The 4,706-nt window shown below is 71.1% G+C and carries 3 protein-coding genes and 1 tRNA gene; all 4 read left to right on the top strand.

What is annotated here, in order from left to right:
* Nucleotides 1-188: 188 nt before the first annotated feature.
* A complete protein-coding gene (locus NQ160_RS18840) occupies nt 189-1,610 on the top strand; it encodes an NAD(P)/FAD-dependent oxidoreductase (RefSeq protein ID WP_257516645.1) in 1,422 nt (473 codons plus the stop codon).
* A gap of 53 nt (nt 1,611-1,663) precedes the next feature.
* Nucleotides 1,664-1,736: transfer RNA gene (locus NQ160_RS18835), tRNA-Leu, on the top strand.
* A gap of 71 nt (nt 1,737-1,807) precedes the next feature.
* Entirely contained in the window at nt 1,808-3,709 is a 1,902-nt protein-coding gene (locus tag NQ160_RS18830; RefSeq protein ID WP_257516643.1) for an FUSC family protein, read from the top strand.
* A gap of 56 nt (nt 3,710-3,765) precedes the next feature.
* A partial coding sequence (locus tag NQ160_RS18825; RefSeq protein WP_374113679.1) for an alanine racemase occupies nt 3,766-4,706 on the top strand: 941 nt, incomplete at its 3' end.

Below are 4,706 nucleotides of genomic sequence, written 5' to 3'. Positions count from 1 at the left end.
GCCGACCACGCCGCTGCTGCCGTCGGAACACACCCTCGTCTACGGCACGCTTCCGCTCTCGCTGGCCACCCTGGCCGGTATACTGGTTGCGCTCGGTGTCACTGCTGCTACCCGGCGCATCAGATCGGCTCGCGCGCAACGTGTGCCGAGCAGCCAAATCTAGGAGTTGTCTTCCCGTGACCAGCACCGTGCCCAGAATCCTCATCGTCGGCGGCGGCTATGCGGGGTTCTACACCGCATGGAAGCTCGAAAAGCACCTTCGCAAGGGCGAGGCCGACGTGACCATCGTCGACCCCCTGCCCTACATGACGTACCAGCCCTTCCTCCCCGAGGTCGCCGCGGGTGAGATCGAGGCGCGTCACGTCGTGGTGGGGCTGCGTCGTCACCTCAAGCGCACGCGAGTGGTGGCCGCCAAGGTCACCGGCATCGACCATGCGCACAAGGTCGCGACCATCACGCCCGCCGAGGGCGAGCCCTGGCAGCACGAGTACGACCAGATCGTCGTGACCGCCGGCGCCGTCTCGCGCACCTTCCCGATCCCGGGCATCGCCGAGAACGCGATCGGCCTCAAGTCGATCGAAGAAGCCGTCGCGATCCGTGACCGCATCCTCACCAACTTCGACCGTGCGGCGAACCTGCCTGCCGGTCCCGAGCGCGATCGCCTGCTCACCGTCGTTGTGGTCGGCGGCGGCTTCGCCGGCATCGAGGTCTTCGCCGAGATGCGCGCGCTCGCCTCGTCACTGCTCAAGGACTACCCGACGCTGACGTTCGAGGACACGCACTTCCACCTCATCGAGGCGATGGGTCGCATCATGCCCGAGGTGTCGCTGAAGACGAGCGAGTGGGTGCTGAAGGACCTCGCCAAGCGCGGCGCCAACGTGCACCTCGACACGCAGGTCAAGGGCGCAATCGACGGTAATGTCGAACTTTCCACCGGTGAAGTGATCCCGACCGACCTCATCGTCTGGACCGCCGGCGTCATGGCCAACCCCACCGTCGTCCGCGGCAGCGACCTGCCCGTCGAGGAGCGGGGCCGCATCCGCACCCGCCCCGACCTGCGCGTCGGCACCGCCGAGGAGATCGTCGAGGGCGCCTGGGCCGCCGGTGACATCTCCGCGGTCCCCGACCTCACCGGCAAGGGCGTCGGCGGCTACTGCGTTCCGAACGCGCAGCACGCCGTCCGTCAGGCGAAGCTTCTGGCCAAGAACCTCACGGCGGTCCTCCGCGGCGAGCTGCCCAGCGAGTACATCCACCACAACCTCGGCGCCGTCGCGGGTCTCGGCCTCTACAACGGTGTCTTCCAGTCGGGGAACATCGCGCTGAAGGGCTTCATCGCCTGGGTCGCGCACCGCGGCTACCACGGTCTGGCCATGCCGTCGTGGGAGCGCAAGTGGCGCGTCATCGGCGACTGGTGGCACAACCTGTGGCTCGGCCGCGACAACGTGTCGCTGCAGGCCGTGCAGAACCCCCGGTACGTCTTCGAGGAGTTCGCCGCCCGCCCGCGTCCGGCCGCGTCCGACGCTCCGGCTCCGGCACCCGCCATCGACCCCAAGACGGTCGTGGCGGAGAAGGCCGGCAAGGCACCCGAGCAGACGACGGCATCCCGCTGAATCTCGCGCCCCGCGTCGGGGCGATAGGGTGGGCGCGGCGTGCCGAGCGTCGCGCCCCCGTAGCCCAATGGCAGAGGCAGGCGACTTAAAATCGCTTCAGTGTGGGTTCGAGTCCCACCGGGGGTACGAGAGCATCTTCAGGGGCCCGGCGATCGGGGCCTCTAGTGCCTCCCTCGCCTGCGCCCTACTGTCGGGGGATGAACGCGCCAGCCGACCCTCAGGGCGTCCCTGCCCGAGGCTCCGGTGACGCCCAGGTGCGCGAGCGCCGCAAGCGCCCCCCGCGCACCCAGCGCCCCAAAGGCACCCCGATGCTCCTGATGCTGATGATCATCGTGGTGCTGCCCTCCGCTCTGCTCGCCGACGCCTGGGGGGCGGGCGCTGCGGGGATCATCGGAGGCCTCACCGGAATGTTCTCGCTCGTGGCGTTCATGGGCGGCCCGCTGCGAGCCGACCTGCGCATCGCTGTGGTGATGGGGCCGCTGCTGATCATCGCCGCGGCCGTTCCGCGCCTCGTGGCCGAGACCTCGCGCCCCGCGGCGATGGCGCTCGTGGTGCTGCTGACCGTCGTCGCAGCGCTCCTGCCGCTGATCGGTCCGCGTTTCGGCACCGCCGGAATGGGGCTGGGGATGACCACGATGTTCGGCTACGGCTACGCCCCGCAGGGCGGGGCCGACCATCAGCAGGTGATTGCCGCAGCCGTCGCCGGCGTCGTGGTGGCGCTGCTGCTGCGCATCGTGATGGGGATCTCCGACCCGTCCAAGCCGACGCGCGAGCAGGTCGCCGCCGTGCTCACGGCCGACGATCCCAGTGCGGCAACCGCCACCGCGTTCGGCACCTGGCTCAGCGACGGCAGGCAGCGCTGGCTCGCCGACGCGCTCGAGGGTGCCTCGCGGTACCGGCTGGCCCTGCGCACCGCAAGGGTCGGGCGGGCCGGCGGCTCCGCCGACGCCATCGCGCTCCAGGAGCGCGCCCGCGAGCTGGCCGAGAAGCTGAAGGCCAAGCCGCCACGGGACAAGGGAGGACGATCAGAGCCTGCCACAGCGACGGCGACGGCCTCGCCGGCATCCGCAGTCAGCGACGTGCCGCTCACAGAGGCCGCCCGCGCCCTCGACACCGTCGAACAGGCGATCCGCGAGCACGACACCTCTGCGGTACAGCTCGAGCGCGACCGGCGCCACCAGCTGAAGGACGCGGTGCTGCACCCGTCTGCGCGGCTGCAGTCCATCCAGCTCCGCCACGCGCTGCGCGCAGGGCTCGCCGTGCTGCTGATGCTGCTGATCACGTCCGGGCTGGAGCCGGGCGATCCGCTGGTCTCCACGGCGCTGCTGACCACCTTCAGCATCCTCCAGGCCAGCTGGGGTGACACCGCGACCAAGACGAGGAACAAGATCATCGGCGTGGTCGCCGGCTCGCTCACCGTCGCGGTGATCCTGCTGCTCGTGCCGCACACCTACCTCGTCGCGGTCGCCGCCGTCTCCCTGTGCCTGGGGCTGTGGTACATCGTCACGCGTCCGGCGCTGGGCGGGGCATTCATGGTCGTCGTCAGCGTCGGCTTCAACGCCGTCACCCGGGATCTCGACCCCGTCACCCTCTTGCTGCAGTACGTCGGGCTCACCGCGAGTGCCGTGCTGGTCGGAGTCATCCTCGGGTTCGTCGTGATCCCGGGCCTGCGACCCGCCCCCCTGCGGCGACGTATCGAGAACGCGACCGCGGCCACCGCGAACGCCCTGCGGGCCTCGTCGAACGGCGGGGGTGCGTCGGAACCCGACGAGATCGCCCTGTTCCGCGATGCCGCACGCGCGCAGGACGAGCTCGTGCCCGACCGTGACCGGCTCGACGACCGGCAGCTCGCCGAGCTCGACGATCTGCAGAGGGGGCTGCGCGACCTGACCACGCTGGCCGCCGCCACGACGCTCACCCGCGAAGAGCTGGAGCAGGTCCTCGGGATACTGAGCCGCGCGGACGCCGGCGAGCCGGACGAGCAGGACGGGACCGCCGCCGAGGACGCAGGCACGGCATCGTCGACACTGTGGGACCTGGCCCAGCAGGCCGGTTCTGCCGAGCGATACCTGCTGCGGACGCTGCCGGTCACCCGCTGACCCGGCGCCTCTGCGCCCGTTACGCACCGGTTCGCCGTCGGCCCTAGGCTGGCGTCGTGCTCGACCTGCTCGGCGCCACCGCCGCTTCGCCCGCTGCCCCCACCGGCCACTGGGAGGCGATGACGGCCGCGGTGGCCGATCTGTCGGGTCCCATCGCTGCGATCAGCCTGAGCGCGCTGAGATTCAATGCGCTCGACCTCGTGGTGCGTGCCGGCGGTGTGCCGATCCGCCTGGCCAGCAAGTCGGTGCGCGTGCGCGAGGTGCAGGATGCCGCGCTGGCACTGCCCGGCTACCACGGCATCCTCGCCTTCACCCTTTCCGAGGCCCTGTGGCTGGCCGAGCGGCACGACGACATCGTTCTCGGGTACCCCAGCGTCGATCGCGCCGCCATCTCCCGCCTCGCCGCGGACGAGAGGGCGGCCGCGCGCATCACCCTCATGGTCGACGACCTTGCGCAGCTCGACGTCGTCGACGCAGTGGCGCCGCCGCGTTCGCGCCCGCGCCTGCGGGTGGCGCTCGACGTGGATGCCTCGTGGCAGGCACCGGGCCTCGGGCACATCGGCGTGCGCCGTTCGCCGGTGCACGACCCGGCCGAAGTGGCACGCCTCGCACGGGCGGTCGCCGATCGTGACGGCTTTCGCCTCGTCGGTCTGATGATGTACGAGGCGCAGATCGCCGGGCAACCCGACGCCACCGGCGCGGGCGACGGCGTCGTGCGGTGGATGCAGCGCCGCTCCGGCCACGAATTGCGAGAGCGTCGCGCGGCGGTCGTCGCAGCGGTGCGCGAGATCGCTCCGCTCGAGTTCGTCAACGGCGGGGGCACCGGATCGCTGGAGTACACCGCCGCCGACGAGTCCGTCACCGAGGTCACGGCCGGCAGCGGCCTGCTCGCCGGGCACCTGTTCGACGGGTACCGCGCCTTCGAGCCGGCGCCCGCAGCGGCGTTCGCCCTCGAAGTGGTCCGCAAGCCGGCGCCCGACATCGTCACGGTGCTCGG

Source organism: Microbacterium sp. zg.Y909 (assembly GCF_024626565.1).
Note: the sequence above shows the minus strand (reverse complement) of the source record. Positions and strands in the feature narration are given on the sequence as shown.